Origin of the sequence: Agrobacterium salinitolerans (assembly GCF_027498475.1) — a bacterium.
GTDB classification, from domain to species: Bacteria; Pseudomonadota; Alphaproteobacteria; order Rhizobiales; family Rhizobiaceae; genus Agrobacterium; species Agrobacterium salinitolerans.
Genome location: NZ_JAPZLN010000002.1, coordinates 666,830 through 690,648, shown reverse-complemented (window position 1 = coordinate 690,648; position 23,819 = coordinate 666,830). Strand labels below are relative to the sequence as shown.

General features: G+C 56.4%; 22 protein-coding genes and 2 pseudogenes. 17 read left to right on the top strand and 7 right to left on the bottom strand.

Features of this window, described 5'->3' with window-relative positions; translation table 11 throughout:
* Positions 1-44: 44 nt before the first annotated feature.
* The 4 genes from O9X91_RS11915 to O9X91_RS11900 all read left to right on the top strand — a co-directional run bounded on the left by O9X91_RS11915 (position 45) and on the right by O9X91_RS11900 (position 4,920).
* Positions 45-767 (top strand): LuxR C-terminal-related transcriptional regulator, encoded by a 723-nt coding sequence (locus tag O9X91_RS11915; RefSeq protein ID WP_142914179.1) that lies wholly within the window; start codon positions 45-47, stop codon positions 765-767.
* 213 nt (positions 768-980) lie between these two features.
* Positions 981-2,375 carry a glutamate-1-semialdehyde 2,1-aminomutase gene (locus tag O9X91_RS11910; protein WP_269834176.1) on the top strand — a complete coding sequence of 465 codons (1,395 nt, stop codon included), beginning with the start codon at positions 981-983 and terminating at the stop codon, positions 2,373-2,375.
* Positions 2,376-2,492: 117 nt separating this feature from the next.
* Positions 2,493-3,563 carry an NAD-dependent epimerase/dehydratase family protein gene (locus O9X91_RS11905; protein ID WP_142914177.1) on the top strand — a complete coding sequence of 357 codons (1,071 nt, stop codon included), beginning with the start codon at positions 2,493-2,495 and terminating at the stop codon, positions 3,561-3,563.
* A gap of 13 nt (positions 3,564-3,576) precedes the next feature.
* Positions 3,577-4,920, top strand: coding sequence for a DUF4910 domain-containing protein (locus O9X91_RS11900; protein WP_142914176.1), 1,344 nt, complete (start codon positions 3,577-3,579; stop codon positions 4,918-4,920).
* A gap of 4 nt (positions 4,921-4,924) precedes the next feature.
* Here the strand turns inward: O9X91_RS11900 and rfbC are convergent, their stop codons facing one another.
* Positions 4,925-5,452: a dTDP-4-dehydrorhamnose 3,5-epimerase gene (gene rfbC / locus O9X91_RS11895; protein WP_142914175.1), complete on the bottom strand. Its 528-nt coding sequence runs from the start codon at positions 5,450-5,452 to the stop codon at positions 4,925-4,927.
* A gap of 306 nt (positions 5,453-5,758) precedes the next feature.
* Here rfbC and O9X91_RS11890 point away from each other — a divergent pair, with 306 nt between their 5' ends.
* The 6 genes from O9X91_RS11890 (at position 5,759) to O9X91_RS11865 (ending at position 12,782) form a co-directional block, all read left to right on the top strand.
* Positions 5,759-7,051: a class I SAM-dependent methyltransferase gene (locus O9X91_RS11890; RefSeq protein ID WP_137411247.1), complete on the top strand. Its 1,293-nt coding sequence runs from the start codon at positions 5,759-5,761 to the stop codon at positions 7,049-7,051.
* Positions 7,048-7,860, top strand: coding sequence for a glucose-1-phosphate cytidylyltransferase (locus O9X91_RS11885; protein ID WP_019566371.1), 813 nt, complete (start codon positions 7,048-7,050; stop codon positions 7,858-7,860). Before O9X91_RS11890 ends, O9X91_RS11885 begins: the two co-directional genes overlap by 4 nt.
* The gene (locus O9X91_RS11880; protein WP_026330955.1) at positions 7,857-8,510 is read left to right on the top strand and encodes a PIG-L deacetylase family protein; all 654 of its coding nucleotides are present in this window, start codon (positions 7,857-7,859) and stop codon (positions 8,508-8,510) included. The genes O9X91_RS11885 and O9X91_RS11880 overlap by 4 nt, the downstream gene beginning before the upstream one ends.
* Before the next feature lie 87 nt (positions 8,511-8,597).
* On the top strand, positions 8,598-9,302 hold the full coding sequence (locus O9X91_RS11875; protein WP_137411249.1) for a response regulator transcription factor: 705 nt from the start codon (positions 8,598-8,600) through the stop codon (positions 9,300-9,302).
* A 54-nt stretch (positions 9,303-9,356) separates the two neighbouring features.
* Positions 9,357-11,519, top strand: coding sequence for a GumC family protein (locus O9X91_RS11870; protein WP_142914174.1), 2,163 nt, complete (start codon positions 9,357-9,359; stop codon positions 11,517-11,519).
* 3 nt (positions 11,520-11,522) lie between these two features.
* Positions 11,523-12,782, top strand: coding sequence for a polysaccharide biosynthesis/export family protein (locus O9X91_RS11865; RefSeq protein WP_142914173.1), 1,260 nt, complete (start codon positions 11,523-11,525; stop codon positions 12,780-12,782).
* A 152-nt stretch (positions 12,783-12,934) separates the two neighbouring features.
* Here O9X91_RS11865 and O9X91_RS11860 read toward each other — a convergent pair whose 3' ends face one another.
* A complete protein-coding gene (locus O9X91_RS11860) occupies positions 12,935-13,927 on the bottom strand; it encodes a GDP-L-fucose synthase family protein (protein WP_162520619.1) in 993 nt (330 codons plus the stop codon).
* Positions 13,911-14,981: a GDP-mannose 4,6-dehydratase gene (gmd, locus tag O9X91_RS11855; protein ID WP_269825012.1), complete on the bottom strand. Its 1,071-nt coding sequence runs from the start codon at positions 14,979-14,981 to the stop codon at positions 13,911-13,913. The genes O9X91_RS11860 and gmd overlap by 17 nt, the downstream gene beginning before the upstream one ends.
* 160 nt (positions 14,982-15,141) lie before the next feature.
* On the opposite strand from gmd, the gene O9X91_RS11850 reads away from it, so the two are divergent.
* The 4 genes and pseudogenes from O9X91_RS11850 (at position 15,142) to O9X91_RS11835 (ending at position 20,519) form a co-directional block, all read left to right on the top strand.
* Positions 15,142-16,377: a class I SAM-dependent methyltransferase gene (locus tag O9X91_RS11850; protein ID WP_269834175.1), complete on the top strand. Its 1,236-nt coding sequence runs from the start codon at positions 15,142-15,144 to the stop codon at positions 16,375-16,377.
* 202 nt (positions 16,378-16,579) lie between these two features.
* A pseudogene (locus tag O9X91_RS11845) lies at positions 16,580-17,126 on the top strand (cupin).
* 276 nt (positions 17,127-17,402) lie between these two features.
* Positions 17,403-18,386 carry a TAXI family TRAP transporter solute-binding subunit gene (locus O9X91_RS11840; RefSeq protein ID WP_137411073.1) on the top strand — a complete coding sequence of 328 codons (984 nt, stop codon included), beginning with the start codon at positions 17,403-17,405 and terminating at the stop codon, positions 18,384-18,386.
* An 84-nt stretch (positions 18,387-18,470) separates the two neighbouring features.
* On the top strand, positions 18,471-20,519 hold the full coding sequence (locus O9X91_RS11835; RefSeq protein ID WP_142914171.1) for a TRAP transporter permease: 2,049 nt from the start codon (positions 18,471-18,473) through the stop codon (positions 20,517-20,519).
* Positions 20,520-20,900: 381 nt separating this feature from the next.
* Here O9X91_RS11835 and O9X91_RS23885 read toward each other — a convergent pair whose 3' ends face one another.
* Positions 20,901-21,062, bottom strand: a complete 162-nt coding sequence (locus O9X91_RS23885) for a hypothetical protein (RefSeq protein WP_193559333.1) — start codon at positions 21,060-21,062, stop codon at positions 20,901-20,903.
* 193 nt (positions 21,063-21,255) lie between these two features.
* Between O9X91_RS23885 and O9X91_RS11825 the strand changes: the two genes are divergently transcribed.
* The 3 genes and pseudogenes from O9X91_RS11825 to O9X91_RS11815 all read left to right on the top strand — a co-directional run.
* On the top strand, positions 21,256-21,390 hold the full coding sequence (locus O9X91_RS11825) for a hypothetical protein (RefSeq protein ID WP_269833171.1): 135 nt from the start codon (positions 21,256-21,258) through the stop codon (positions 21,388-21,390).
* Positions 21,391-21,758: 368 nt separating this feature from the next.
* Positions 21,759-22,307: a P-loop nucleotide/nucleoside kinase family protein gene (locus O9X91_RS11820; protein ID WP_142914170.1), complete on the top strand. Its 549-nt coding sequence runs from the start codon at positions 21,759-21,761 to the stop codon at positions 22,305-22,307.
* 35 nt (positions 22,308-22,342) lie between these two features.
* Positions 22,343-22,474, top strand: a pseudogene (locus tag O9X91_RS11815) (phosphoglycerate mutase family protein); the annotation flags it as partial.
* On the opposite strand, the gene O9X91_RS11810 reads toward O9X91_RS11815, so the two are convergent.
* From O9X91_RS11810 to O9X91_RS11800, 3 genes are read right to left on the bottom strand one after another with little or no spacing between them, the layout of a single operon-like run.
* Positions 22,431-22,610, bottom strand: a complete 180-nt coding sequence (locus O9X91_RS11810) for a Rossmann-fold NAD(P)-binding domain-containing protein (protein ID WP_244614305.1) — start codon at positions 22,608-22,610, stop codon at positions 22,431-22,433. The pseudogene O9X91_RS11815 and the gene O9X91_RS11810 overlap by 44 nt on opposite strands.
* A 19-nt stretch (positions 22,611-22,629) precedes the next feature.
* Positions 22,630-23,160 carry a lipocalin family protein gene (locus O9X91_RS11805; protein ID WP_269834174.1) on the bottom strand — a complete coding sequence of 177 codons (531 nt, stop codon included), beginning with the start codon at positions 23,158-23,160 and terminating at the stop codon, positions 22,630-22,632.
* A gap of 26 nt (positions 23,161-23,186) precedes the next feature.
* Complete coding sequence (locus tag O9X91_RS11800; RefSeq protein WP_142914168.1) at positions 23,187-23,744, bottom strand: hypothetical protein; 558 nt, start codon at positions 23,742-23,744, stop codon at positions 23,187-23,189.
* Between the last annotated feature and the right edge of the window lie 75 nt (positions 23,745-23,819).

The following is a 23,819-nucleotide window of genomic DNA, read 5'->3' as shown; positions in this document are numbered from 1 at the left end:
CAGGCAGATCCGCAAAGAACTCTTTAGCGCGGATAGGACATAACATGCTGACGTCGGTTCCCAACAACGGACAATTCCCGTCGAATTTCCATCTGGTTGCGCATTCTAAACCTATCGAAACTTCGGTCAGAAAGCTGGCGATCATCGACGACCGCGCGCTCGACCGTGAGTGTCTGGCGCAGAGCCTGATCGCCTACGGCCTTGATATGGAAGTCGAGTTGTTCTCATCGCTTGACGACTGGAGACATGCTCCGAACGGCCATCATAGCGGCATCCTGGTCAATGTCGGACGCAGCGATTTTTGCGATGACGTATCCCTCCACGAGCTGCGGGAATTTATTGCCGATTACCCTTATCTGCCGGTCGTCATTCTAGCGGAAAACCGCGATCTGCGGCAGGTCATGAGGGCGTTTGACGCGGGAGTCCGGGGATACATCTCCTCGTCGATAGGACTGGCGGTGTGCGTGGGCGCCATCTCACTTGCATTGGCGGGCGGCGCTTTTGTGTCGGCTGAAAATCTGAGCGATCTCAGGCAGTTGCTCGTGGTTGCGGAAGACAAGGAACGCCAGCGCACGGCCATGTTCACCCAGCGTGAGGTCGATGTCATCAACGCCCTGACGCAAGGCAAGCCAAACAAGATCATCGCCTATGAGCTCAATCTTCGTGAGAGCACCGTAAAGGTACATATTCGCAATATCATGAAGAAAGTGGGCGCCAAAAACAGAACGGAAGTGATCTTCAAAATATCCGATCTCTTCAAAAACTAACGTCAGTGTGGCGCCGTGAACCTGTTTTTATCCTTGTTGCCTGCGGATGTCGGGGCCTGCACGATACAAAACCATTGGAGCGATTATGACGAGAAGATTGTACAGCTCCTCTAAGTCTTTCGGCTAGCATTCCCAACATAAAGACGGGGTAACGGCCATCGAGCCGGATACGGTAATCTCTGGTCATTGGACATATGGACCCGGGATTGCGCCATGCAAACTTTCGTCGAAAATTTCGAAAACTCGGATCGACTGCGCCTGCGCTCCCGCAACATCATACCGGGCGGCGCACATACCTATGCAAAGGGCGACGACCAGTACCCTGTGCTGTCCCCCGGCTTCATTGAAAGGGGGTATGGCTGCCATGTCTGGGATGTCGATGGAAATGAATATATCGAATACGGCATGGGCAATAGGGCTGTCGGCCTTGGCCATGCCTATGCCGACGTCGTAGAGGCGGCGCGTGCGGAACTATACCGCGGCTGCAACTTCACGCGCCCGTCAAAGATCGAGGTGGATTGCGCCTCGACCTTTCTCGATACGATCCAGACAGCCGAAATGGTCAAATTCTGCAAGAACGGTTCCGATGCGACATCCGCTGCGATACGACTTGCACGGGCCGTTACCGGCCGTGACCTGATCGCGCGCTGCAGCGACCACCCGTTTTTCTCTACCGACGACTGGTTCATCGGAACAACGGAGATGAATGCGGGCATTCCCCAGGCGATCCAGAATCTGGTCCTTGGCTTCAGCTACAATGATCTGGCGAGTGCGCGCAGTCTGTTTGACCGCTTTCCAGGTCGTATCGCCGCCTTTATTCTGGAGCCGTCACGCGGTGATCCGCCGCGGGACCAGTTTCTTCACAAACTGCAAAAGCTTTGCCACGAAAACGGCGCGCTTTTTATTCTCGACGAAATGATCACCGGCTTCCGCTGGGATGCGGGTGGCGCGCAGAAGACATACGATATCGTCCCCGATCTATCCTGTTTCGGCAAGGCGCTGGGGAATGGCTTCTCCATTTCCGCCCTTGCCGGCAAGCGTGAGTTCATGGAACGGGGCGGTATCGATCAAACCGACGCCCCCCGCGTCTTCCTGCTTTCGACGACGCATGGTGCGGAAACGCATGCGATGGCGGCGGCCATCGCAACCATGCAGGTTTACACCCGGGAGCCCGTGGTCCCTCATCTGGTCCGACAGGGAAATGCGTTGCGTGCCGCCATTAGCCAGATCGCAATTGCGCACGGGCTCGATTCCTACTTCGGCATTCAGGGCCATTCTGCCTGCCTCAGCTACTTCACGCTGGACCGGACCGGAAAGCCGTCGCAGGCTTTTCGTTCGCTGTTTCTGCAGGAAACCATCCGTCGTGGCCTTCTCGCACCGTCTCTCGTTGTGAGCTACACGCATGAGGATGAGGATATAGCCAAAACGCTTGACGCCATCGAGGGAGCGCTGGTCGTCTACCGTAAAGCGCTGGAATATGGCGTCGACAAATTCCTGACAGGACGCCCATCCGAGGTCGTCTTCCGACGTTTCAACGGAAATGCGCAGCATCAGGCCAGCCATGAGCTGGCCATGGCCGACATATCGGAAGGCATCCGAAAGCCTTAACCGGCCGGGGCACCTAGACCGTTCGCATGATCGCTACAGCCGCTTTGCGCGGTGCATCGATCTCGCCTGAAAAGATACGCTCTTTGCAATCGAAAATGGATATTGAGGGGAAGTTTCATGCACGTTCTGGTCACCGGGCATCGCGGATACATCGGCTCCGTCATGGTACCCATCCTGCGCAAGGCGGGTCATGAAGTACATGGCTATGACACTGAATTCTACCATCGCTGCGCCTATGTTCCAGGCGGACCTTTGCCGCAGGTCCCCGGCGTCTGCAAGGATATCCGCGATATCCAGCCTTCGGATATGGAAGGTTTCGACGCTGTCATTCATCTTGCGGCGCTGTCCAACGATCCGCTGAGCAATCTCAATCCAGAAATTACCTATGAGATCAATTACCGCGGCAGCGTTCGGGCAGCGCGAGCCGCAAAGCAGGCGGGCGTCAAGCGTTTCATCTTCGCCTCGTCGTGCAGCAACTATGGCGCTGCCGGCGAGGGACTGGTCAACGAGACGGCCGAGCTGAAACCGGTATCGGCCTACGGCACGTCGAAGGTCTTGGCGGAGCGGGAGATTGCAAGCCTCGCGAGCCCCGGATTTTCACCGGTCTATATGCGTCCGGCAACAGCCTATGGCCTTTCGCCCATGCTGCGTTTCGATATCGTCCTCAACAACCTGACCGCTTGGGCGGTGACGGAAGGACTGATCCTCCTGAAATCAGACGGATCGCCATGGCGCCCAATCGTTCATGTCGAGGATATTTCACGCGCCTTTCTGGCTGCGCTCGAAGCGCCGACTGATGCCATACACAATCAGGCTTTCAACGTCGGACAGGATACCCACAACTATCAGATCCGGGAGATCGCCGAAATCGTCGCTCTCACGGTACCCGGATGCCGGCTGCAATATGCGAGCGATGCAAGCCCCGATACCCGTTCCTACCGCGTCGATTTTGGCAAGATCGCCCGTGCGCTTCCGGCGTTCAAACCGACATGGACGGCGGCCGCAGGTGCCGAGCAACTCTACCGGGCCTACAAGAGCGCCGGCCTGACAATGGCCGAATTCGAGGGACCGCACTATCAGCGGATCGGCCAACTCCAGAAGCTGATCGGCGACAAGGATATCGACATCAACCTGCGCCGCCCCATGGCCGCGCCGCGCCAGAACGCCGATATCGCGGCACCGGTTTGAACAGGAGGCCCGGATGGGCAAGTTGGAGCCTGGTGCAAAGCTGACAGGCGAAGCCTGGCGAGAGGAAGGTATGGGCCAGACCATTCATGATCTGGCTTCCCGCCTGTTTCCGATCTGTCGTAGCATCACCGGCAAGGGCGTGTGCGACACGATCGATATCCTTAGAGACTATATCGATATCGAGCAGCGCGCGGTCCCGAGCGGGACGCGGGTTTTCGACTGGACGGTGCCCCAGGAATGGGTCGTCCGGGACGCCTATGTGAAGAACGCAGCGGGACGCAAGGTGATCGATTTTCAAATGTCGAACCTGCATCTCATGAACTACAGCATCCCTCAACGTCGCGTGATGCCGCTGGCCGAACTGCAAGCGCATATTTACACCCTGCCGGCACAACCCGATCTCATTCCTTACAAAACAGCCTATTACACGGATGCCTGGGGCTTTTGCATGTCGCATCATGAATTCCTCAAGCTAGAGGAAGGCGACTATGAAGTCGTCATCGACACCGAAAAGGTGTCAGGCAATCTGTATTACGGCGAATATCTGCATGTCGGACAAAGCACCAAAGAGGTGCTTCTCTTCGCGCATATCTGTCACCCGTCGCTCGCAAACGATAATTGTTCCGGCCTTGCATTGCTGACGTGTCTTGCCGCCGGCCTGAAAAGCAGGTCCACACATTACAGCTACAGGTTCGTGTTCGCACCCGGAACAATCGGCTCCCTGTCATGGCTTGCCCGGAACGAAGACGCGATATCGAATATCGCGCATGGTCTCGTAGTCTCATGCATTGGAGACGGGGGCGGGCCGAACTACAAGCGCAGCCGCAGGGGAGATGCACTGATCGACCGGATCGCCGCCTGCACCCGCTGCGGAGCGGATCGTAAACATCTGACAATCGCCGACTTCATTCCCTATGGCTACGACGAGCGCCAATTCTGTTCGCCTGGCTTCAATCTTCCGGTCGGACTGCTGCAGAGAAGCGCTTTCGGAACCTTTCCCGAATATCACACCTCGGCCGACAATCTCGACTTCATACGGCCCGAACATCTCGACTCATCCTTTTGGATGATCATGGACATGATCGACGCTCTCGAAGACAACTGGACGCCGTTGAACCTTCGGCCCAAGGGTGAGCCACAGCTGGGGAAATACGGGCTTTTCCCTGCGATAGGCGGCCACAAGACGAATGACGACCGGACCATGGCCTATCTATGGATACTCAACCTCGCCGATGGAACCAACTCGCTGCTCGATATCGCCGAAAGGTCGAAAATGCCGTTTGCCGATATTGCGAGCGCTGCCGGCAGGCTGCTTGAGGCAGGCCTTGTCTCGAACCTCGGTTTCCTGACGCGCTAGACTTTCATTGCCAGGCCGGCCAACCGAGGTCCTTTTCCGATATGACGGAGGGTGGCGCAGGCCATTCAATACCGATCGCGGGTTCGTCATGGCGGACCCCGGCTGCGCTCGCCTCGGCATAGGGCACCGAAATCAGATAGGACACAGCAACGTCGTCGCTAAGCGACTGGAAACCATGCGCAAAACCTTCGGGAATGTAGAATTGCGCACCATTGTCGGCCGACAACACCGTAGCAACCCATTGCAGATAGGTTGGCGAACCGCGGCGCAGATCGACGGCGACATCCCAGATCGATCCTTTGAGGCAGGAAACCAGTTTCGTCTCCTGATGTGGCGGTCGCTGGAAATGCATCCCCCTGACGGTGTGTTTCAGCTTTGACAGGGAAAGGCTGTGCTGAGTGAAATCAGACACCAGCCCGTTGCTATCGAATTCATGCTTGCAGAACGTCCTGGCAAAAGAGCCGCGACTGTCCCGGACGGGCACCGTATTGACGATCCAAAGCCCCTCGATCTTCGTCTTCTCAAACAGCATTCGGCGCTCCTGATGCAACCCCTTATCCAAGACGAATTCTCCGCCATTTCAGCGGCTCCGGAATACACCCACAGGCAGCACCATACCTTGAAGCCGGCTTGGCAAATAAGTCACCCTTTTGGTTGCCGAAACCAACGGCTGAAGAGCATTTTAGAGGATTATCATATCAACCTACGGCTTATGGATGACGTTTTCGAGCCGAATGCAGTATCGTCACTCACCCTGATCCATAGTATTTTTTCCAATTAATAAAAGAATTTTCCCAAATTCACTCGAAGACACTGCGATGAAATCAGGGGACGTCAGATGAATAATGAGGCGGTTTTTTCTGCACGATTAAACAAGACGCATAACATCAGGCTTTGCCGTCTTTGCAGCTCGCCATTAGTGCATACCTTTGTCGATCTTGGAATGTCTCCTCCCTGCGAAAGCTTCGTCGCAGCCGATGCAGCCAACGACCTGGAGCCATTTTATCCGCTTCACGCATTCGTTTGCGACGAATGCTTGCTCGTTCAGCTTCAGGAATATGTCGCACCCGAGAATATTTTCACGGAGTACGCGTATTTCTCCTCGTTCTCGGACAGTTGGGTCGCCCACGCAAAGCGGTATTGCGACATGGTCATCGAGCGCTTCGCGCTCGATGACTCCAGTTTCGTTGTCGAGCTTGCCAGCAACGACGGTTACCTGTTGCAGCATTTCATGACCAGCAACATCCCGATGCTCGGAATTGAACCGGCGATCAACGTCGCAAAGGTGGCAATCGGGAAAGGTATTCCGACACTGACGGAATTTTTCAACGAGGCTCTGGCGACCGATATGGCGACCAGGGGACAAAAAGCCGATCTCATCATCGGTAACAATGTCCTTGCCCAGGTGCCTGATATCAACGATTTCGTTGCCGGCATGAAAGTCCTGCTCAAGCCTGAAGGCGTAATCACCCTCGAATTCCCGCATATCGAAAAACTTATCGCGGAAAACCAGTTCGACACCATCTATCACGAGCACTTTTCCTACTTCTCACTGCTGACAATAGAAAAAATGGCCCGCCGTCACGGGCTCAGGGTATTCGATGTCGAAGAGATCCCCACACATGGCGGTTCGCTGCGAGTCTTTTTCTCGCACGAGGACAGCAAGTTTCCGCGTGAAGCCCGCGTGGATAGCCTTTTGGAACGAGAGCTGAATGCCGGGCTCGACAGAATAGAGACCTATACGGCCTTCGCCGAAGCCGTGCGCCAGACCAAGCGGAACCTCCTGTCTTTCCTCATCCGCCTCAAGGAGCTGCGCAAATCCATCTGCGCCTATGGCGCACCGGGAAAGGGCAACACGCTGCTGAACTATTGTGGCATCGGCACCGATTTCATCGATTTTGCAGTCGATCGCAATCCTTACAAACATGGCCGTCTCACGCCGGGAATGCATATCCCAATCCGGCCCGTCAGCGAAATCGAGCGCATGAAGCCGGATTACGTCCTCATTCTTCCCTGGAACCTGAAGAATGAGATCGTTGCGCAAATGAACGATATCAAAAACTGGGGCGGGAAATTCATCGTTCCAATTCCCGACATATCCATCATTGATCCGAAGGAGTTGGCACAATGAAGGTCGTCTTGTTCTGCGGCGGCAGGGGAACCCGCATAAGGGAATATTCCGAAAGCGTCCCGAAACCGCTGATCCCGCTCGGGTCTCAACCGATCATGCGGCATGTCATGCAATATTACGCCCGTTTCGGGCATGAGGACTTCATCCTCTGCCTCGGCTATAAGGCGCACGTCATAAAAGAATTCTTCCTGAACAGTCGGCCGGAAAGCTATGCCGATTGCGTCATATCAAGCCCCGGACGCGTGGAGTTGCTCGAAGAACTGCCGAGGGACTGGCGGGTATCCCTGATCGATACGGGGATATGGCGCAATATAGGCGAGCGCCTCTGGGCCGTACGTCATCATCTCAAGGGCGAGAAGATGTTCCTTGCCAATTATAGCGACGGCCTGACCGACGTCGATCTCGACGACATGATCGCCCAGTTCGAAAAGAGCGACAAGCTCGCCTGCTTTCTGGCTGTCAGACCGCCCCTCACCTACCACCTTGCGGAAATAGACGAGAGCGGAAGGGTCCGGGAATTTCGGTCGTCGGAGACATCCGACATGTGGATCAATGGCGGCTACTTCCTGATGCGGCCGGAAATTTTCGACTACATGCGCGAGGGTGAGGAACTCGTGCTGGAACCGTTCTCCAGGTTGATTTCTGAAGACAAATTGATGGCCTACAAACACGAGGGTTTCTGGAGGTCAATGGATACGCTGCGCGACTGGCAGACGTTGGAGGCGATGGTCGAGCGTGGCGACATGCCATGGATTGGCGACGATGCGTCAATGGCACGCAAATCGTCAAACACGAAGCTGCTGCCATGAAAAACATGTCCCTCGCCTCCGCCGGTGATCGGCTGTCGATCCTTTGTCTGGGAGCTCACTCCGACGACATTGAGATCGGCGTCGGAGGCACGGTCCTCAGCCTGCTTTCAAAGGGCGTATTGCTTGATGTCTATTGGTGCGTCCTCAGTGCCGGCAACGAGCGGGCCCTGGAGGCACGCAGTTCCGCCGAAGCTTTTCTGGCAAAAGCAGCATCCTACTCGATTGAGCTGGCATCGTTTCAGGACAGCTACTTTCCCTCGCAGAGCCGCGAGATCAAGTCATGGCTGCTGACATTGCGCGACAAAGTCAGCCCCGACGTCATATTCACGCATAGCCGCGAGGATGCGCATCAGGATCACCGCGAAATCAACAGGCTCACATCCAACATCTTCAGAAATCACCTGATCATGGAATACGAAATCCCGAAATGGGACGGCGATTTCGGTAGAAGAAACGCCTACGTGCCGTTGAGCGAAGACGCGATGAACATGAAGGTCGAGCTTCTTCTGCAACACTTTGGAACACAGAGATCGAAGGACTGGTTCGATGCGGATACCTTTCGTGGCCTTGCGCGGCTGCGGGGAATGGAATGCCGTGCGCCTACACGTTTTGCGGAAGCCTTTACCGTCAGAAAGCTGACGTTCGCCTGAAACAGGCGAACGCCTTTTTGACGGTACGAAATCGGCGTTGTTCGGAAATTAAAAGAAACGAAAAACAATACAGGGGGCATTTTCGTCATGATCCATAACCACATCTCCGATAACCCGCCGGAAGGCGCGCCGCAGGCGACAGCCGATGCCGCCGGCTATATCGGCATCATAGATCGTCGCATGCTCGAGCGGGAATGCCTCGCCCATAGTCTCAACTATCAATATGCGGACAGGCGCATCCTGACTTTCTCCAACCTCGGCGAATGGCAGCAGGCACGTGCGGAAATCGGCATGCCTGCGGCGGTTCTGGTCAGCGTCTTACCCGGTCAATCGGCGGAAACAAACCGCGAGCTTGCAGAGATTGTCGCTGCGGTCTCCCCGGCCGCCGTCGTCGTGCTTTCCGACGATCAGGATATCAATACCATCCTCGATACGATTGCTCTTGGCGTGCGCGGCTATATATCGAGTTCCGTCAGCGTCGACGTTTGCGGCCAAGCGATCAGTCTTGCAATCGCGGGCGGCCGTTTCATACCGGCAAGCAGCGTCATGAACATGAAAAGTCTGTTTGGCCTTACGGCGCACGCATCCGTTCCACCGACGAAATTTACAAGCCGTCAGTCGGCTATTGCGGAAGCCTTGCGGTGTGGCAAGGCGAACAAGGATATCGCTCTGGAGTTGAACCTGTGTGAAAGCACAATCAAGGTGCATATCCGCAATATCATGAAGAAGCTTGGAGCAACAAACCGCACGGAAGTTGCCTGCAAGATTGGTGACATGGCGTACGACCGCTAAGCACACGCCATCCACCGACCGTTACCGAACGCCCCGCTTACAGCAGGAACCGTCATGATCCAGTCGTCATCATCTCCGGTTGAGCAGGAAGGTATTTCACGCTTCATAACCATCCTGCGGGAGCGGCGCAGAGCCGTCTTCATCTGCTTTCTCGCCAGTTTCGCAATCGCGGCAATTGGCTATGTGCGAACCCCCATCCGTTACAAGGCCGAGGCGACCCTCGCGCTTAATGTCCGAAAGCTTCAGGCGCTCCCCACCGAATCCGTGGTCTCTCCGCTGCCTCAGGAAAGCCCGGTGCTTCGAACCGAACTTGATATCATCGGCTCGAGGTCGATGGCCGAACGGGTTCTCGTCATCCTGCAAAAAGATCGACTGCTCGAAGGGCGGCAAACCAAATCCGACCGGGCTGACGCCAACGCGATCGTGCTTGGCAACGACGCCGAGACATCGAAAATGATCGATGACCTCATGACCAACGTTCGTGTGATGAACGATGGCCGGTCGTATACGATTTACATCTCCTATTATGCCGGTGATCCGGCGCTTGCCGCGAAAGTCGCCAATGCTTTCGGGGAAGCCTATATCGACTATCAGATCGACCTCCAGACAACAGCAACCCGGCGTGTGAGCACATGGCTCGGGGAGCGGCTGGTCAGTCTGCGGACTGCACTTGAGGAGTCCGAACGCCAGGCGTCTCAATTTCGCGAGAAATCCGGATTGATAGATACGGGTGGTCTTCCGCTGCAGTCGCAGCGTCTTTCAAGTCTGAATGTCGAGCTGACGACGCTACAGGCCAAGCTGGCGGGGTCAAGGGCGCGCTTGGCCACAGCGCTCGAACTTCAGAAAAGCGGCGATGGGCTCGGGATCACCGAAGTTCTGTCCTCACCATCGATCCAGCTTTTAAGGGCCGAGCAGGCAAGGGTCATCAGAGCCATTGCCCAGATCGATGAAAGCGGCGCCGTCATGAGCGCGGAGCGGCCGCAATTATCCTCCCAGCTCAGTTCACTCAACAAGCAGATCGATTCAGAGATCGCGCAGATCATCGCTGCCTTGCGCAATGAGATCGAGGTCAACGAAAAACAGCGGCAGGAAGTCGAGTCCAGCCTCAATGACGTGCAACGCGCCATTTCAACGACTGACATGGCAATGGTTCAATCCGGGCAACTTGACCGGGAAGCGGCGGCAAACCGCTCGATCTACGAGACGTACCTCGCACGCTACAAGCAGACCATCGAACAGGACGGTATCGCAACCGCCGAGGCGCGGATCATATCGAGCGCCATGCCGTCGCGTAAACCGACCAGTCCTGACGAGCGTCTGTGGGGCCTGGTTGCGCTTCTTCTCGGTTGCAGCACCGGTTTGGCGGCAGCTTTTATCCTGAATTACACCGACCGGTCCGTTGGCTCCATCACGTCTCTTCAGCAGAAAACCGGCCTCAACGTTATTGGGCGCATTCCGCGCATTTCCTTCAGAGAGTTCCAGAACACGCCCGGGAAATTCAGCAGCGGCGCTGCGGATTTCTACAGCGCGTTTGCCGACCTTCAGACCCACATACAATTGACCGAGAGCAAGGCAAACGTGATCGCCTTCACCTCTTCGGCCGATGGGGAAGGCAAGACGTTCGTAATTGCCAACCTTGCCAGATCTCTTGCGATGAGTGGCGTGAGACTGCTGCTGATCGACGCCAATCTGCGCAACCCGGCTCTCGGGGCGGAATTCGATGTCGGATTGACGTCGCATGTCGCCCAGGCGGTCAACCGTGAGGTGTCCCTGGACGACGTCATCCAACGCGATCAGGCCTCCGGGGTCGATATCATCGTCGCCGAGAAAAGCGACCTGCCGCCAAATCTTGTTCTTGGCAGCAAGCGCTTCGCCGGCCTGATTGCAGAGGCAAGACAGCGATATGAACTGGTATTGATCGAGGCCCCATCCGTTGCCCATGACCTCGACCTGTTGCGGATCGCCAGTCTGTCGGACGCCGTATCCTTCGTGGTCCGACAGGACGTCGCCGATGGCACGGGCATGAAAAACGCCGTCATCAAGCTGCGGGTCGCGGGTCGGTCGATCACGGGCATCATCCTCAACGGAATACGGCGCCCGAGAAAGCGTCAGCCCCCGGTCTGGCCGAGGATTTTCCGGGACTGGAACCCTCATTTCAAGCTGCGGAAACGGGCAACCAGTCTACGCCCCCCGGCTGTCGTCCATAACGAGAGGTGAAACATGCGCTTCGTGACAGGGTCCAGGGGTTTTTCCCTGATGATTGCCAGCACCACTTTCCTGTCTCTGACCGTTTGCCAGTTGCCGGCCGCGGCAGATGGCACCGAGTACAAGGTCGCTACCGGCGACGTCCTGACGATCTCCGTCTATGGCGACCCGGGCCTGACCGGCCTCTTCCCTGTCAGTGCAGATGGAACGATCGGTTATCCGCTTCTTGGCAACGTCAACGTGATCGACCAGACGGTGAACGAAATCGGTGCGCGGATCAGCCGCGATCTGGCAAGGCATGTGGCAAACCGCTCCGTTGCCGTCGCGGTCAAGGAATATGCTCCGATCTTCGTTGTCGGCGACGTCCAGAAGCCGGGAAAATATGAATATCGTCCCGGCATGATCGTGCTTGAACTCTTCGCACTCGGTGGGGGATTGCGCGAGTCGAATACACAGAGGGATACCTCGGGCATACAGTTGATCGCTGCCCAGCAGGAATATGAAGACATGTCGATGCAGCTCCTGTCGCAGGACATCCGGCGCGTCCGGCTGGAAGCGGAACTGAACGACACAGAATTCGAATATAAGGGGGACGAAATCGGACTTGTGCGGGATCGCGCCGCGCTGGAGAAGATCGTCGCATCTGAAACAAGTCTGTTTCGCCTTCGCCTGTCGGCGCAGCAGGACGAAAAAACCAATCTCGAAGTCCAAAGACAGAACTTCATCCAGGAAATAGACACGCTTCAGAAAAGCAACGTCATGCGCAGCCAGCAACTTGAGTTGCTCGACATGGACGTCAACGCCTCGAAGGAACTTGTCACGCGCGGTGCGGCTTCGGAATCTGCCCTGAGAGAGCGCAAGCGCGAACTGCTGTCCATGAACCAGCAGGTGCTGGAATCGACATCGTTTCTGGCGCGCGCGCAACAAAACAAAAGCGAGGTGGAGCGACGTATTCTGGAACTGAAGAGCAAAAGGCACAATGACGCCGCAACCGAATTGCGGGAGACCTCCCTGGACATCATGCGCCTGAAGAAAAAACTGGCCTTCAGCCTTCAATCCATGGCCGAGATTGGCTCGACGGCGCGGCGGGTTTCCAGCCTCGAGGACATGATCCAGACCAAATTCTTCATCGTGCGTCAGGTTGCAGGCACATACAGCGAAATCGCTGCCGACGAGCATACGCAGGTCCGCGCGGGAGACGTCGTCCGCGTCCGCCTGTCGGTATCCGGCAGAGATCCGGTTTCGGCAGCGGTCGTCACAGGAAGTGTCAACTAGAAGCGAGCGTATCTGTTGGGTTCCCGCACCGACTGTCAGATTGAACCGATCCGATACACGCAGATTTTAAGACCGCCCCTTGATACCTTAGAGCGTCTTCGGTCACTCGCAGGGCTCAACCGGACCCGGGTTCTTCTGCCCTTGAAGCCTTATCAAATGGCTTGTCGTAACAAATCCGATTGCAACGACTTCGGTTGTCGCCACCACTCATATAAATCCTGAATTCCGTATCTGAGTTCGACTGTCGAGGTCCAGCCAAGCGCGTTGAGCCGCGAGCAGTCAAGCAGCTTTCTGGGGGCGCCATCCGGTTTGCTGGTATCAAAAACGATCTGCCCCTCGTAGCCGACGATACCTGCAATCAGATGGGCGAGATTGCGGATGGATATCTCCCGTCCCGAGCCGATATTGATCAGTGGAAAATGCGCCGATGATTTCATGAGGAAACAACAGGCATCCGCCAGATCGTCCACATGGAGAAACTCACGCAGAGGACTGCCCGTGCCCCATAGCATAATCTTGTTCTGACCGCTGATTTTCGCTTCATGCATTCTCCTGATCATCGCAGGAATAACGTGCGAGCTTTGCGGATCGAAATTGTCGTTCAGTCCGTAAAGATTGGTCGGCATGACAGAGACGCAATTCAGGCCGTACTGACTGGAATAGAATTGGGAAAGCTTGAGCGCCGCGATCTTCGCAATCGCGTAGGCCTCGTTGGTCGGCTCCAGCGGACCTGTCAGAAGCGCATTTTCCGTGATCGGTTGTGCCGCGAATTTCGGATAGATGCAGCTAGACCCCATCCAGAGAAGCTTTTCGACACCGATATCGGCAGCCGATTTCATGATGTTCATCGCAATGAGCGTGTTGGTGTAAAGAAAGTCCGCCGGATAGGCCGCATTTGCTGCGATGCCTCCAACCTTGGCGGCAGCAACAAAAATGACCTCCGGTCTTGCCGCCGCCATCCACTGTTCGGTCTCGTATTGTCGGGTCAGATCAAGCTCGCTGCGAGAAACTTTCAGGATTTCGCAATTCTCGCGCTGGAGACGTCGAACGAGTGCCGAGCCGACCATTCCGGTATGGCCGGCAACCCAGACGCGCTTGCCATTCAAGCGGAACGGGATTTCTTTCGATTTATGCGACGAATTCATTTCTTCCCTCTTCCAACATCACGAGGCGAAGATCCGCTTCGACCATTTCCTGAACGAGGTCGCCAAAGGAAGTCGAGTGGCTCCAGTTGAGCTTCCTGCGCGCCTTGCTGGGGTCGCCAAGAAGAAAATCCACTTCCGCCGGACGAAAATATCTGGGATCGATTTCGATGATCGTATTGCCGGTTTTGGCGTCGTATCCCACCTCGTCACGGCCATCGCCATGCCACTCGATGGTCCTGCCGACCACGCCAAAAGCAAGCTCGACGAATTCCCGCACCGTATGTGCCTCGCCGGTTGCGAGCACGTAGTCCTCGGGTATTTCCTGCTGCACGATGCGCCACATGCCTTCAACATAATCGCGCGCATGCCCCCAGTCCCTCTTTGCGTCGAGATTGCCAAGACGCAGTTTGCTCATGAGACCGCGCTCGATGGCCGCAACGCCACGCGTGATCTTCCGGGTGACGAATGTCTCGCCGCGAATGGGGCTCTCATGGTTGAAGAGAATACCGTTGGATGCGTGAAAGCCGTAACTTTCCCGGTAATTGACCGTCATCCAGTATGCGTAGAGTTTTGCCGCAGCATAGGGGCTTCTCGGATAGAACGGCGTACCCTCGTGCTGAGCGACCGTGCCCATCCCCCCGAACAGTTCCGATGTAGACGCCTGGTAAAACCGGCAGCGGTCGCCAAGGTTCAAGATGCGCATGGCTTCCAGCAGCCTCAGCGTGCCAAGCGCATCCGCATTTGCCGTATATTCCGGCGTCTCGAAGCTGACCTGGACATGGCTCTGGGCGCCGAGATTGTAGATCTCGTCAGGCTGCACCTCCTGAATGACCCGGCACAGGTTCGTGGCGTCCGTGAGGTCACCGAAGTGAAGACGAAAGCGAAGGTTTTCCTCGAAGGGGTCTTGATAAAGATGATCGATCCGGCCGGTATTGAATGAGGAAGACCGCCTTTTCAGGCCATGCACGATATACCCCTTGGCAAGCAGCAATTCGCTGAGATAAGCGCCGTCCTGCCCGGTTACGCCGATAATCAAGGCTCTCTTGTCTACCATCCACCACATCTCCCAGCGGTTCCGGCCCCGGATGGCGCCTCCTTGAAAGGTATAACGAGGCCCTGCGCATCGGCAGCATACCAAAAGGGAGAGGACAGCTGGTCAGGACTGGCTGATTCACCGTCCACCACGTCGATTACTGCCTTTAAGAGGAAGCAGGGTGGGGTATCCCCGCTACCGACTTAAGCCTTTTGGTCGGGTTGCAGGTCGCGCAGGCCGTGCCAGACTTCAAAAATGCAACGCCGGGTCGCGCACGATCTTTCCAATTGCAGGCAGCGCGAGACGACATCATCTAGAGTTCATGGAGGCGGATTGGATGGGTACGTTCGCGACGACTTACGAGAAAACGCAGAACTTCAACTGGCTGACGCGCTTTCTGCATGCAGGCCGCTATCGAAAGCTGCTTGAGGTCCTCGAAACAGTGCAGAAGGACGTCGGCAATCGGAAGGTCAGAATACTGGATATTGGCTGCGGCCCCGGAACCGCGGTCGGACATATCCTGGAAAAATTCGACGTTGATTACGTCGGTATAGACTACGATCCAATCTTCATCGAGGCCGCGCGCAATCGCTACAGCAATCACGAAAACTGCCGTTTCATCGTCGGCGACGCCACCGACGAGAGTCTTTACGAAACGATCCAGGCCGATATCGTCATTGCGTTGGAAACGCTCGAACATATCCACCTCAACCGCACGGTCCGTGTCATCGAGCATGTGTGCACGATCGTCCGTCCCCGGATTTTCCTGGTGACAGTGCCGGTCGAAGTTGGGCCAGCGGTATGGATCAAGAACTGGGGTTCCGCCCTGATGGGCTACAACCGGCAATCCGGCAACCTGAAAGAGACTTTTTGGGCAGGCTTATACCGGCTGGACCGGGTGCCCGCGCACCACACGTCACATCAGGGCTTCGACTGGCGGTGTCTGGCGCAGCTTATTCGCGTCAACGCTCCCTTGCGCGAAATCCGCAGCCTGCCTTTCTCTTTCGTTCCGCGCCTGCTCAGCCCGAACGTGGCGCTGATCGCCGAGCCGGTAAAATCGACGATCGATCTGGCCAACGATGACCCCGAGGCATGGAAGATCAATCACTCTCAAACCGCCTTTCAGCGTGTGCATATTGTCGATGAGACCGATGCCGCCCGCCACGCCAAATCCTCGGAAACATGGTCGATGCGTCTTAAAGGATTTTTGGGAATGACACTCGCCATCATGCCATTTGCCTGGCATCGCTGGTCTTACATTTCCATTTCGCCCGGTGAACAGCAGTCATCCCATTTCCTACTGACGATCGACAAACACCTGCTGCCACCTCATCAATCCATTGCAGGCGACACGATCGTCCTTGCGGCGCAGGCAATTGTTCAACGCGCATCCGACGCCAGCTATCTGCTGACCTAGGGTGGGGATTTCCAAGCCGAAGCGAGGGCATGGATAGGTCATCCAACCTACAGCGTCACGAGGCGATATTGTTTGAAGCGGCAAAAAAACGGCCCCTACGGCCCGCTTTTCGATATTGGGAAAGCTGCACGCGTCTCTTAGATGCGTAATGGGCCGGCGTCTAGGCATGGGCGTCGCCGGCTCGTGCCGATGTCGCGATAAAATGTCCCTCGGCGCCAGGCAAGCGACACAACGAGACAGGCATGGGAACCGAAATATCCTCCCAGAGGCCGGTGATCAGATACCCAATAACCAGACATTTGCCGTGATCATCTATCGACAGGTCGATCCGCAACCGGACACCGGGTCGTTTGAAGCCATGTTTTCTCGGAAGGGCTGGACAGGAATCTGGCGAAACGGCGTGTTCGACTATCACCACTACCACAGCGGCGCGCGTGAGGTTCTCGGCATCGGGCGTGGTCTAGCAACATTGCAGATCGGCGGCCCCACGGTCAGCGGGCACCGGCCACAAAAGGCTCAAATCGTCCGCGGATTCTCAGGTCGTGAGCGCATATCCTGCCGGGCAGCAGGCTGACATGCAGAGCACAACGCCAACGCCAGAAATGTGCGCAAGAATAAGGTCGTTACCCAAGCCGAACACCGATCCAGTAACCGGTGCGTCAGGCGGTCTGGCCAAAATTTTGGTAGCCTCTTGTCTGGCGTTGAACGAACCCCGACGGGCAAAGTGCCCGATCGAGGCAGATTCGTAGAATGCAAGACACCTAGAGCGCGTCCACTTTACTCGTGGTCATATCCGCACGATTTGAAGTAGTTGGTGTATTCTTGCGGCTCGACCAAAGTGACGATCTGGCCACCCGAAAAGCTTTTGATCCCAAGGACACTCAATCTGACGTCACAGAGCCTCACCTCTTAACGACTGCGGTAAATCCCCTGCAGGCAACAGGCAACTGCTGCGGGTCATACTCACGGTTGACAATGGACAGGCACTTTCTCATGCTGGTTAAAACAGGAGAAAGGGAACATCCATGAGCATCCGCAAACGTTTTCTGTCGATAGGCGCGGTCGTCGGCGCAATTGCTCTCGGCGTCAGCTTGGCAGGGGCCCAGGCGCCAGTATTTTTCAGGATTGGTACCGGCGGCACAGCTGGGACGTATTATCCGATTGGCGGGCTGATCGCCAATGCCATTTCGGGCGCCGGCGACAAAGGTGTCACTGGACTGGTGTCCACTGCAGTCGCCTCGAATGGATCGGTTGCCAATATCAACGCCATCCAGGGCGGCTCTATGGAGTCCGGCTTCACCCAGTCGGATGTCGCCTTTTGGGCTCATAGCGGCACAGGTCTCTACGAAGGCAAAGGCAAGGTCGAGGATCTTCGACTGATTGCCACCCTCTATCCAGAAACAATTCATCTGGTCGCCCGGAAAGATGCCGGGATCAAATCGGTGGCGGACCTTAAGGGCAAGCGGGTTTCTGTTGATGAGCCCGGTTCCGGCACCATCGTCGACGCCCGGATTGTTCTGGGGGCCTACGGTTTGAAGGAAAGCGACATCAAAGCCGAATACCTCAAGCCTGGCCCCGCTGGCGACCGCTTGCGGGACGGTGGACTGGACGCCTATTTCTTTGTCGGTGGCTATCCGACCGGTGCAATCTCGGAACTCGCGACGTCAAGCGGCATCTCACTGGTCCCGATCAGCGGTCCGGAAGTCGACAAGCTGATAAGTGATTACACGTTCTTTTCGAAGGATACGGTTCCGGCCAACACCTACAAAGATGTTGCGGAGACACCGACGATTTCCGTGGCAGCTCAATGGGTAACGAGTGCCAAGCAGCCGGACGATCTGGTCTACAAGATCACTAAGGTCATGTGGAACGACGCCACCCGCGCAGCCCTCGATGCAGGGCATGCCAAGGGCAAGATGATTACACTCAAGAACGCGACAACCAGTCTTGGTATCCCGCTCCATCCCGGTGCGGAGAAATTCTATAAGGAAGCCGGCGTCCTCAAATAAACGTTGGAAACCCGATTTGCGATGCGGGGACAGGCTGAGGCCGGTCTCCGTATTGGCCATCTATACAAATGCAAGGATTTCCGCATGGGCGACGATACGGCCGGCAAGGCCTCTCCGATGGAGCTGGATGAAGCACGGGCGCGCGAGCTTGAGGAGCAGTTCGATGCGGAAATCCGATTCCGGCGGTTGGCGCCACTCGCTGCCCGCTTGGTCGGAGCGCTGCTGATCGCATTGTCGATCTTTCATTATTACACTGCGGGTTTTGGCCTTTTGTCGGAGGTTATGCATCGCGGCATCCACCTGTCCTTTGTCCTCGGTCTGATTTTTCTCGTTTTCCCCGTATCACGACGTGGTTACGGCGAAGTGGCGGCCTCCACTGTGCTGCGGCCTCTGGGCATATCGCTTTTCGACTGGGCGCTGGCAATCGGTGCCGTAGTCGCCGTGATGCACGTGCCGTTCATCCCGCTTGACGACCTTGCCTTCCGTGTTGGAAATCCCACGAACACAGACGTCGTCCTGGGCGGCCTGCTGGTACTGGTTCTTCTTGAGGCGACCCGCCGTTCGGTCGGCTGGCCCCTGCCGATCATCGCCGTCCTGTTCATGGCCTACTCCCTGTACGGGCCATCGATGCCTGGCATCCTGGTACATCCCGGCGCGACCTTCTCGCAGCTGATCAATCACCTCTATCTCACCAGCCAAGGCATATATGGCATCGCACTCGGTGTCGTCGCCACCTATGTTTTCCATTTTGTACTGTTCGGGGTTTTTGCCACACGCATCGGGCTCGGTCAGTTGTTCCTGGATTGTGCCGCGTGGGTCGCGGGGCGGTATGCTGGTGGTCCGGCCAAAATATCGATTTTCGGATCGGCGTTGTTCGGCATGATCTCCGGCTCGTCCGTTGCCAATACGGTCACAGTTGGCTCGCTCACAATACCAGCGATGATCCGGCTCGGCTACAAGCGCACCTTCGCCGCGGCAGTCGAATCCGCATCGTCCACCGGTGGCCAGATCACGCCGCCGATCATGGGTGCGGCAGCGTTCCTGATGATCGAGTTCCTCAATCTCCCCTACACTACGATCATCCTGGCAGCGCTCGTTCCGGCATTCATGCACTTCTTCGGAGTTTTGGTTCAGGTTCACTTCGAAGCAAAACGCGAAGGTCTTCGTGGCATGACCGACGACGAAATGCCGGATCTCAAGGAGGCCTTCAAGCGCGACTGGCCGACCGTTATCCCCCTCGTCGTGCTGATCGGTATCCTGCTCTCGGGTTTCACACCATACCTCGCGGCATTCTGGGGAATAACGCTCTGCATCGCGGTCGGCCTCATCAATCCGCGCCGACGCATGTCGTTGACGGAGGTCTTCGAGGGACTGAGGGATGGCGCCAAGTACGCGCTTGCCGTTGGCGCAGCGGCAGCCACCGTTGGCATCATCGTCGGGGTCGTCACGTTGACCGGCGTCGGCTTTAAGATTTCCTACATCGTCACCACGACTGCAGCAGAAATAGCCGGCTGGATCGGTACGATGGTTCCGGCTGCCTGGTTCGGACCGCAGACACTGACGCTGTTGTTCACGCTGATTATGACTGGCGTCGTCTGCATCCTGATGGGCTGCGGTATTCCGACGACCGCCAACTACATTATTATGGCGACCATCGCCGCCCCGACGCTCGGTATGCTTGGCGTGGAACCTATCGTCGCGCATTTCTTTGTCTTCTATTACGGTGTGCTTGCCGACATCACGCCTCCAGTCGCGCTCGCCGCCTATGCGGCGGCAGGCATGGCAGGAGCCGACCCATTCAAGACCGGAAATACAGCGTTCCGCCTTGGCTTGGGAAAAGTCCTCGTCCCGTTTGTTTTCGTGTTCTCGCCGTCGCTGCTGCTGGTGACAACCAACTTCTCTTGGGGTGATTTTACAGTTGCCTTCGTTGGCTGCGTGCTGGGCATTACATTTCTCGGGTCCGCCCTCTCCGGTTTCCTGCTTGTCAGAACCTTTTGGTGGGAGAGAACAATGCTGATCTTGGCGGCGATCCTGTTAGTCGTTCCCGAACTCGTGTCGTCGCTCATAGGACTGCTTTTGGTCGCTCCTGTATTAGGGCGGCAATTCACCGCCGCCAGACAGATGAAGGTGTGAGAATTGACCGTCATCGCTTCTCTGCGATCCCCCGATCGAAGAATTTGCCTGTGACGATCCCAACAATACCCTGCCGCCACCACGTTCTTTGGCGTCAAACTTTGAATGAGAATGGAAATCCCAATCAGGAACGTCATTATCGAGACGAGGACTTTTGGGTTCGAGCGAATAACGTTCCCGGTAGTTGTGCCTGAGAGGCTGACTCGAAAAAGAACTCAATAAACGTAGGGTGCCAGCCAACGGCTGGCTATCTTCAATACATGGATGGCGGCCACAAAATCGGCACGGAATACAAGCCGCTCCCACCATGCCCAATCTTGCATCGTGCTGGAGGAGCAAGCAAAGCTGCGGCACGCCTCTCTCAAAGGCCAGCGCCGTCGTCTACTGGTCGACAGCGACGAGGAACTGGAGGTTCTGGCCGAAATTGAGGGGTTGACCAGCGCCCGGTTGCTCGCCGAGCGCGGCCGCAATCCGCATCTCGATCCGCGAGAGCTTGCCTGGCGGCGGCGCAACCGTGATCTCAGGATCTACGGCGACACGCATGTCAATGCGGCCTTCACCTATACGCGGACAGGAGGCAATCGCTTCAACTCCGAAGATCGCGGAGCCTGGTATCGCGACCGGATGTCACGCTGGCAAATGCATCTGGCGCCCGACAGTCAGTTGGACCATGAACCACACTCTCACCGATCCCTGCTCCTGACCCGACTTTTAGCAACCTCGCGAGTTCCCGCTCGTGACCAAAACGGCGGAGATCAGCATCACGGCCCTTAGGCATCACGCATGGAAGGTGCCCCGCATGTCGATCCGCGACCTGCATATCGTCCTCGACAGCAAAACCGACATCAGCATCGTCACGCCAACTCGCTAATCCTCGGCCCATCTTCAGACGGCCAAATGGCAAATCATACCGACAACATTCAGCCTGCAACCATTAGGATTCCATTAACCATACCGGACCACCCTTCCCTTACAGCAACGATGAAGGTTGGCTATGGCTTACGACTGGGACCGCAATGAACGCGACGGCCGGTTCGATGAACTGGCGGCAGGATTGATATTCTTCACAATTGTCACCCTGCTTCTGGCATCAGCATATTTCGTGATAGGCTTTGCCAGATAGGGGCGCTTCATTTGCCTCCCTGCGAGCCAAGATAGGAAACACCGGGGTGGCAACGTCGAGAGACGAATGATTTCATCATCAGTCGCTTTATGCCTACCAGAGGTCAGTGAAGGAACATGACGGGCGATCTTGGCGGCAATATCCTGATTCTCTCCGGCCACCCCGGATCCGGCAAGTCCACAATCGCCGAAACGCTTGCGAACCTTCCCGGCGTTCCAAAGGTGCATTTTCACAGCGATGATCTGTGGGGATATATCAAGCACGGCCGCATCGATCCATGGCTACCGCAATCGCATCAACAAAACCGCATGATCATGCAGATCGCCGCCGATGTTGCCGGTCATTACGCCAAAGAGGGCTACTTCGTCATCCTAGACGGCGTCGTGCGACCGGACTGGCTGCCGGCCTTTTCGGCGCTTTCTCGGACACTACATTACATTGTGCTGCGCACGACAGCTGCTGAGGCGATCGAACGCTGTCTGGCCCGGGGTGGCGACAGCCTCAGCGATCCGCTGGTCGTCGCTGATCTTCACTCGCAGTTTACCGATCTTGGCGCCTTTGAGCACCATGTCCTACCAGTGTCAGGCAAGGACAAGGATCAGACTTTGCAGTCGGTCATCAATGCGCTGCAATCGGGACGTTTCGGTATTGATGCTTCCGAGTGAAGCAAACGATAACGAACGTGCAGGATGAAACAAGCGTGGCTCGGCCGACCATTTACCTCCTTCGTCACGGCGAAACCGTCTGGAACTCTCTTGGCCGGTTTCAGTGGCAACTGGATTCACCGCTTACGCAACGTGGCATTGAACAGGCGGATCATGTAGCTCACTTGCGTCGCGGCTGCGAGACAGAGGCAGGGCGAGCGCACACCGCGGATCGGCCTTGAGGCGCGCAAGCAGTGCCGCGCCAATACCGCCGGACGCACCGATGACGATGGCTCTATAGCCGCTTTCAAACGAGGCTATCATGAACGCGCTCCGTCAGCGTTTATCTCTGGGCGGGAAATTCGAGCTTTTTGACATCGTAACCCAGCTCGCGCACTTTCATCATCATCCTCTCGAGCTTCGCCTTGGAGGGAACGTTGCGGGCGTAAACCCAGACATCGTCTGTGGATGGATTGGCGCTGATGAACCAGGACTTGTCAGGTGATTTATAGAGCACCCAGTAATTGAACGTAATCAGGAGTGGGTAACGGACCCTCATCTTCGCCTTGGTAGACGCGAAGTCCAAGATCTTTCCAACACCGTTGATGGTTTTCAACTTGCCCTGCGGCGTGCCTTCGCGGCAGCCATCTTCGACCAGCACTTCATCGGCTGACTTCCCCTGCCGGTAGGTGGAATAGCCGGCGACGCATCCGTCAGTCAGAAGCATCGGCATGCGACCGATTTCCAGCCATGTGCCCCGATAGTGACCGGCATCAACGGCAACAGGCTTGGGGGCAGCAGTAGCGAGCGAGCCCGAGAATAGAAGTAGCGAGACTGTCAGCGCACCCACGACGCGCTTGCGATTTTTCTGCATAAACTCCTCCTGTCGATCAATCGGGTTCAGGTTTCAGTTCGCCGTGACATGCCGGCATATCGAAGCGCGATAAAGGCCATGAGACCGGCAGCGGAGAACGCATTCAGATTGAGAAGCGTTGCAAGATCATCTGCCGACCAGGATTGCAGCCCCGCGCCCAGAAATGTGCGCGAGCAGAAGAAGGCGATGAAGACAAGAATTGCCATCGCATATTGCCAGAGTTTCTCATTCGCACGGAACGAGATGGCCGCCAGCATAATGCATGCCGCAAAGAAAAATTCCGTGCCGGATGCGTGGCCGAATATCGCTGTTTCAAACAGGGTATCAAGCGTTCCCACAAGAGGAAGCGCCAGGCGCGCAGCCAGATGGGATTTCTTTGCCAGAAACGGGATAGCAAGGAAAAACGGCAGCGATAGCAGCGTAACGAGCGATGCCTCAGCAGCGCCGGCATCGACCAGATACCAGACATAAAGCGGATAAAACGGCTTGTTGAGAATGATGACCCAGGCAACGCTCAGGGTTGCCTTCGTCAGGTCATCGGTTACGGCCAGGCCCGTCCGCCTATCGTCTCTTCCAAGCTCCATCAGGCCGTCTTCTCCGTTAGCGCCTAGTTGGCCGCTGGCATAGATACGAAGAAGAGGCCCGTTTGGTTTCAGTGG

Bases quoted from the DNA above. Each gene is read 5' to 3' on its own strand.
- O9X91_RS11915 (WP_142914179.1), top strand. From the start codon at position 45: ATGCTGACGTCGGTTCCCAACAACGGACAATTCCCGTCGAATTTCCAT.
- O9X91_RS11910 (WP_269834176.1), top strand. From the start codon at position 981: ATGCAAACTTTCGTCGAAAATTTCGAAAACTCGGATCGACTGCGCCTG.
- O9X91_RS11905 (WP_142914177.1), top strand. From the start codon at position 2,493: ATGCACGTTCTGGTCACCGGGCATCGCGGATACATCGGCTCCGTCATG.
- O9X91_RS11900 (WP_142914176.1), top strand. From the start codon at position 3,577: ATGGGCAAGTTGGAGCCTGGTGCAAAGCTGACAGGCGAAGCCTGGCGA.
- rfbC (WP_142914175.1), bottom strand. From the start codon at position 5,452: ATGCTGTTTGAGAAGACGAAGATCGAGGGGCTTTGGATCGTCAATACG.
- O9X91_RS11890 (WP_137411247.1), top strand. From the start codon at position 5,759: ATGAATAATGAGGCGGTTTTTTCTGCACGATTAAACAAGACGCATAAC.
- O9X91_RS11885 (WP_019566371.1), top strand. From the start codon at position 7,048: ATGAAGGTCGTCTTGTTCTGCGGCGGCAGGGGAACCCGCATAAGGGAA.
- O9X91_RS11880 (WP_026330955.1), top strand. From the start codon at position 7,857: ATGAAAAACATGTCCCTCGCCTCCGCCGGTGATCGGCTGTCGATCCTT.
- O9X91_RS11875 (WP_137411249.1), top strand. From the start codon at position 8,598: ATGATCCATAACCACATCTCCGATAACCCGCCGGAAGGCGCGCCGCAG.
- O9X91_RS11870 (WP_142914174.1), top strand. From the start codon at position 9,357: ATGATCCAGTCGTCATCATCTCCGGTTGAGCAGGAAGGTATTTCACGC.
- O9X91_RS11865 (WP_142914173.1), top strand. From the start codon at position 11,523: ATGCGCTTCGTGACAGGGTCCAGGGGTTTTTCCCTGATGATTGCCAGC.
- O9X91_RS11860 (WP_162520619.1), bottom strand. From the start codon at position 13,927: ATGAATTCGTCGCATAAATCGAAAGAAATCCCGTTCCGCTTGAATGGC.
- gmd (WP_269825012.1), bottom strand. From the start codon at position 14,981: ATGGTAGACAAGAGAGCCTTGATTATCGGCGTAACCGGGCAGGACGGC.
- O9X91_RS11840 (WP_137411073.1), top strand. From the start codon at position 17,403: ATGAGCATCCGCAAACGTTTTCTGTCGATAGGCGCGGTCGTCGGCGCA.
- O9X91_RS11835 (WP_142914171.1), top strand. From the start codon at position 18,471: ATGGGCGACGATACGGCCGGCAAGGCCTCTCCGATGGAGCTGGATGAA.
- O9X91_RS23885 (WP_193559333.1), bottom strand. From the start codon at position 21,062: ATGCGTGTCGCCGTAGATCCTGAGATCACGGTTGCGCCGCCGCCAGGC.
- O9X91_RS11820 (WP_142914170.1), top strand. From the start codon at position 21,759: ATGACGGGCGATCTTGGCGGCAATATCCTGATTCTCTCCGGCCACCCC.
- O9X91_RS11810 (WP_244614305.1), bottom strand. From the start codon at position 22,610: ATGATAGCCTCGTTTGAAAGCGGCTATAGAGCCATCGTCATCGGTGCG.
- O9X91_RS11805 (WP_269834174.1), bottom strand. From the start codon at position 23,160: ATGCAGAAAAATCGCAAGCGCGTCGTGGGTGCGCTGACAGTCTCGCTA.
- O9X91_RS11800 (WP_142914168.1), bottom strand. From the start codon at position 23,744: ATGGAGCTTGGAAGAGACGATAGGCGGACGGGCCTGGCCGTAACCGAT.